Source organism: Prosthecobacter sp. (genome assembly GCF_044236155.1).
Taxonomy (GTDB): Bacteria; Verrucomicrobiota; Verrucomicrobiia; order Verrucomicrobiales; family Verrucomicrobiaceae; genus Prosthecobacter.
In genome coordinates, this window is the sequence record NZ_JBIIHA010000052.1 from 1 (window position 1) to 3,973 (window position 3,973).

General features: G+C 60.5%; 2 protein-coding genes. One reads left to right on the plus strand and one right to left on the minus strand.

Going from position 1 to position 3,973, the window contains the following annotated elements; all coding sequences use genetic code 11:
* The coding region (locus ACILSE_RS22460) for a tetratricopeptide repeat protein (protein WP_395719686.1) at positions 1-1,439 on the plus strand (1,439 nt) is incomplete at its 5' end.
* 10 nt (positions 1,440-1,449) lie between these two features.
* Here ACILSE_RS22460 and murC read toward each other — a convergent pair.
* Positions 1,450-3,756 carry a UDP-N-acetylmuramate--L-alanine ligase gene (murC, locus tag ACILSE_RS22465; protein WP_395719687.1) on the minus strand — a complete coding sequence of 769 codons (2,307 nt, stop codon included), beginning with the start codon at positions 3,754-3,756 and terminating at the stop codon, positions 1,450-1,452.
* Between the last annotated feature and the right edge of the window lie 217 nt (positions 3,757-3,973).

A 3,973-nucleotide genomic window follows, 5' to 3' on the forward strand; every position in this document is an offset into this window, starting at 1 on the left:
TGAAGCAGGGGCTGCTTGCGGGATGCCAGGAGCAAGTCACGCAGCATCCCGAGGATGCGGAAGCACATGCGCGCCTGGCCGAAGCCTGGCAACGCGTCGCGAGAGATGCAGGCAACGCGCAAAAATCCGCTGCCAAGGCGCTCGAACTTGATGCTGATCAGCCACGCGCACGTCTTGTGCGGCTGCGGCAACGCTATTGGCAATGGCTTGCACTGGAGGGCCAGCAGGTCGTTGGCCCGGCGGCGGACCAGAGATTTGCAGCCGTCATGTTCGCCACGCCGTTCGATGATGCCCGTTACATTGCTTTTCAGAAGGAGGAGAAAGAACTGCTCACCGAAGCCGAGGCGGTGATCGACTCACCGCAGACCGACCTTGCCTGCCTGCTACGCGCTACATATCTGCTGCATCGCATCACGCTGCATGGGAACGAGGCGCGGGCTTGCAGGTCAGTGCCACGACCGGCGGGCGAAGGTCATCTGATGATGCAGATGCTAATCGAGAAGCCGCAAACTTTTGCCACGCCGGAACGGTTCAGCCAGGCATTGAGCCTTGCGCATGACAACCCTGAGATCATTGGTGCATTGCTCAACGAGCGTGTGCGTTTTCACCGAACGCTCGTCACACTGTATCCCCAGGCGGTGAAGGCCGGGATTCCCATCAACCTGCCAGACGGAGGAACCAAAACCTCCGTCACATTCAGCTTCAAAGAAGGCCTCAAGTCTGCCACAACACCTTTGCTGCCCGGTGAAAGCGCGGAGGAAATGAGGCTGGTCGAAGACGGCCTGCGTCAATTGGCGAACATCGGCCGCAAATCCGAGGGGCTGCGCTCGGCAATGGCTTACGAGGCGCATTATCGCGTCGAATTACTCGCGGAGCAGCTTGATCGCCGCATGGAGCATCCGGAGTTTGTCTTGAAAAGCCTCGAGTTGGCCCCGGCACGCTTCGGCACGCTGACTGCGCTGGTGATGGTGGCCAAGTCCGATCCCAAATCCAGCCCGGTCCTGCTGGCGCTGGCAGAAGCACGGCTGGCAATGATGCCCTCGTATAAAATCCGCCTTGAAACCGCCGCCGCTTACACGCGTCAGCGCCGATGGAGCCGCGCCGAAGAACTGCTGCGGAAGTGCGTTCAGGAGTCTCCGGACGACCCTTGGGCCTGGAATCAGCGCATCGTCAACCAACTCCAGGGTGATGCATCGGATCAAAGCATGGCGTTGGTCAGGGCTTGGTATGACAAAGCCAGATCGGCGCTAGGGAAGCAGCCATCGGTGGTGAATGATGAACGTCTGCGTTTTGTGCGTAATTACCTGCTTTTTTCATGCATGGACGGCCAGTGGGACTCCGCCATCGAAACCGCTGAAAGCTATCGGAAATCAAAGCTCATGCCGGAGGCGGATGCCGACAAAGTGCTGCAACTCATGCGCGAACTACGGCCTCAATAGGTTTGATGCGTCAAAGCGGCAGTGGCTGGTCCTCGCCGATGACCTTGACTTCCATCTCCAGCGTCACGCCGCGCTCTTCGAGGGCTTTTTCTTTGATTTGAGCCACGAGATCGAGCACTTCTCGCGCGGTCGCACCACCTTGGTTGACGATGAAATTGGCGTGGATGTCAGAAACGACGATTTTGCCGACGCTGCGGCCCTTGAGCTGCAAATCGTCGATCAATTTGCCTGCGCCGCAGAGTTCCGGATTTTTGAAGGTGCAGCCTGCGCTGGCGCCGACGGGCTGGCTGGTGCGGCGCTTGTGATGCGAGGCAGCCAGTTTGGCATCGATCTCGGTTTGCGGGGCAGGGGAGCCTTTCAGCACGGCGGATACGACGTAGCGCTCCTCAAACTCCGGCACGCTGCGGTAGTGATGCGTGATTTCTGCGAGTGATTTCTCTTTGAGGCTGCCGTCCGTATCGATGAAGCGCACGCGGACGATTTGATCGAAGGTTTCGGTGCCCATCGCGCCCGCGTTCATGCGGATCGCGCCGCCGAGATTGCCGGGAATGCCTTCCATCCACTCAAAGCCGCCCAGTCCGGCATTGCGGGCTGCGCTGGCGATCTTTTTGAGCCGAGCACCGGCTCCGGCGATGATTTCGTTGCCGTTGACGACGACGTTTTCGAAATCGCCCTTCATGTGAATCACCGCGCCGCGGATGCCGCCGTCTTTCACGAGCAAGTTCGAGCCGCGACCGATCACGCGGATCGGAATCGACGCGGAGCGCAGGTAGCGCACGATTTCAGCCAGCGCGGCCTCGTTGCGCGGCTCGATCCAATACTGCGCCGGGCCGCCGATGAGCCAGGTCGTGTGCCGATTCATCGGCTCGTAAAGTTTGGCCACGCCGCCGCCATGCGATTCGAGGATGGCGCAGAGTTTTTCGAGCACGGGCAGGTCGCGCGCGATGCAGCGACCGACTTCGTGCACATTGCCCGCGCCGAGCGTGATGAGCAGGTCGCCGGGACGCAGCGCATTGCCGACTTTGTCACGCGCGATCATCATCGTGGGCGTGCTGCCGGTCTTGGTGTGCGTGTTTTGCAGCTTCACCTCTTCGAGGATCGTTTCGCCGCTGACACCGGGCAGCGGCTTCTCGCTCGCCGGATACACGTCGGTGACGAAAAGCTCGTCCACATCGCCAAAACTGGCTCCGAACTCCTTTTTGAGCAGTTGCGTGCGGCTGAAGCGATGCGGCTGGAAGAGGCAGACGATGCGTTTCGCGTTCAAACCCTTCGCGGTGGCCAAAGTGGCCGCGATTTCGCTCGGATGATGCCCGTAGTCATCGACGACGGTGAAACGCTCGCCGCTGTGGCGGATTTCAAAACGGCGTTTCGCGCCGCGGAAGGTCTTCAAAGCATGCTGGATGGCCTCAAACGTCACGCCGCTCTTCGTGGCGAGGGCGATGGCGGCGAGCGCGTTGCTCACGTTGTGCTTGCCGGGAATGCCGAGCGTGGCCGTGCCGAGGAGTTGCTCGTTTTGATACACCTCAAACTCCGAGTGATCCGGCCGCATCGAGAGAATGTTCGCGGAGAAATCATGCTCGCGGCTCCAGCCGTAACTCACGCCTTGCGGGCCTGCGCAGACTTCCGTGGCGACGGGATCTTCGGCACAATAAACCCAATGACCGGGCGTCTGGCTCAAAAGCTGTCGGAAGACGGCTTTGATCGCCTCGATGCCATCGTAGAAGTCGAGATGCTCGGGCTCGATGTTGAGCACGATGGCGTGCTGCGGATGGAAATTGACCAGCGTGCCGTCGCTCTCATCGCCCTCGGCGACGAAAAGCTCGCCTTCGGCATCCCAGTGCGCGTTGGAGCCAAGAATCGGGATTTCCGCGCCGACGTAGTGACTGGGTTTGAGGCCGCCTTGACGCAGCACATGCGCGGTGAGCGCGGAGGTGGTCGTTTTGCCATGCGTGCCGCAGACGACGACGCCTTTTTTGTTCGCCATGACGGCGGCGAGTGCCTCCGCACGACGCACGAGCGGGATGCCTTGTTTGTAGGCGGCCTCGTAGGCGATGTTGCCGGGCTTGATGGCGCTGGAGTAGATGACCATGTCGCAATCATCGACTTCTTTCTCCGTGTGACCGTGGTAGAAGGTGAGGCCCATCTTTTCGAGGCGCTCCGTTTCGAGTGTGGTGGCCTTGTCCGAGCCGCTGACCTTGTGCCCGAGGCCGAGCAGCAGCAGTGCGAGCCCGCTCATGCCGGAACCGGCGACCCCGATGAGGTCGATGCGCATGGGATGACGGCTTTCTTTGAGGAGGCTGAGGACGGCGTGGGTCATGGAGCGCGAAAGCTAAGCGCGGCTTTCACGGTGGGCAAATACACACGGCATCAGATCGCATTTCAGTCCGCACGTTCCGCGTCTTCCCGCAGGCGGGCTGGGATGTCCATTTTCTCATGCAGCACGCTGATGACCCCGAGCCGCTTCTTGGAAAGCTCGCGGAAGAAAACGTAGTGATGACGGTGGCGGAAAAAGTAAACTCCCTTCAACGCCGCGT

Excerpts from the sequence above, each read along its gene's own strand:
- murC (WP_395719687.1), bottom strand. The coding sequence starts at position 3,756 with ATGACCCACGCCGTCCTCAGCCTCCTCAAAGAAAGCCGTCATCCCATG.